Here is a 1480-nt window from a genome sequence, read left to right as displayed (position 1 = left end):
CGAATGGAGAATGAGCGGCTAGCAGAGCAGGAGCGGCAGCGAGTTGAAGGCACCAAACAGCAAGTATCGGAAGCATCATGTGCTCAACAGGCCTCAGCCTGGCAAAATCGTTTCACGTTACCGGCGCTTCAGCCGTCAGGATCAGCTCAATACAGCTTTGCAGCGTCGGGAATGAGTGCTGTTGCGTTATCCCCGCGAGAAGCCGCCAAATTACACAATTCATTTCTGGCGGCACAGGAGCAACTCAGTGCGATAGCGACCACTTCGGCATCAGGTCCGGTGGCGGCGATGATTGCTCTGGAGGTCTACCAGACTAAAGTGGGAGAAAGCTCCGAACGGCCACCGGGTTGGAATGTTAATCCGAAATTTGTAGGCAGTATCTCGCTGAGTGCAATGGGGTTATCTGCGACAGAATCATTGGTATCACAGGGTGAAATGGCTCTGCCAGTGCGAATGCGGATCATTGACGCTAAAGATTGGATAGGTTGCACGGAGATATATGCGGTAAAAACGGGCGTGGCAGGTGTATTGCCGAAGGTCAAAGTTGGTGCAGCGCAGTACGATGAATCAACCGGCGTTTATACTTTCACTACCGACAGCACGCCGCCCCGCACGCTGATTTTTACCCCGGCACAGCCACCAGGAGCGGAAACCCGCCCGATATTAGCCCCACCGGGCAGCGCGCCGGCCACCCTGCAGCACACGGGTGAAATGATCATAAAACCGGTAATAACACCGACTATACTTCCACTACCGCAGTTATATGCGCATGATTTCCACGATTACATTATCTGGTTCCCGGCAGATTCCGGGCTGGAGCCAGTGTATGTTTATTTAAAAAGTCCTCGTGATGAGCCGGGTGTGGTAACCGGTCGTGGTGAGCGAATTACGGGGATCTGGCTGGTAGATGCGGGTAAAGATATGGGGGCACCCATTCCCGCTCAGATTGCCGATAAATTACGTGGCAGGCGGTTTAGTAATTTTGGTAGATTTAGGGCGGCGTTTTGGAAGGTAGTTGGGGAAGACCCAAATTTAGTTAAATATTTTAAATCGGGTAATCTAGGAAATATTAAAAATGGTAAAGCACCATCTCCTAAAGAACGTGAGCAAGTAGGCAGACGAGTAAAGTATGAACTTCATCATCTGAAGCCTATTAGTAAAAATGGTGCTGTTTACAACATTGAAAATATTAGAGTATTAACTCCGAAAAGGCATATAGATATTCATAAAGGAGTAGAATAATATGAAAGATAAAAGTATTTGTGATTACACTGAGTCTGAATTTTTAGAATTAGTAAAGAAGCTTTTTAATGTGGAAAAAACGACTGAAGAAGAAGATATTAACAATCTTATTGAGTTTAAAAGATTATGTGAGCATCCCGCTGGTTCTGACCTTATCTTCTATCCAGATGATAATAGAGAAGACAGCCCAGAGGGTGTAGTGAAGGAAGTAAAAAAATGGCGAGCTGAAAATGGTAAG

The 1480-nt window shown here is 46.8% G+C and carries 2 protein-coding genes; both read left to right on the top strand.

What is annotated here, in order from left to right; genetic code table 11:
* Window positions 1-1242, top strand: a 1242-nt coding sequence (locus AC971_RS24930; RefSeq protein ID WP_331454170.1) for an S-type pyocin domain-containing protein, incomplete at its 5' end; no start/stop codon positions are given.
* A gap of 1 nt (window position 1243) precedes the next feature.
* Window positions 1244-1480 (top strand): bacteriocin immunity protein (locus AC971_RS22380; RefSeq protein ID WP_053084956.1); only part of this gene is annotated, 237 nt, incomplete at its 3' end.

Origin of the sequence: Yersinia similis (assembly GCF_001053095.1) — a bacterium.
Taxonomy (GTDB): Bacteria; Pseudomonadota; Gammaproteobacteria; order Enterobacterales; family Enterobacteriaceae; genus Yersinia; species Yersinia similis.
This window is presented reverse-complemented; position numbering and strand designations above follow the sequence as displayed.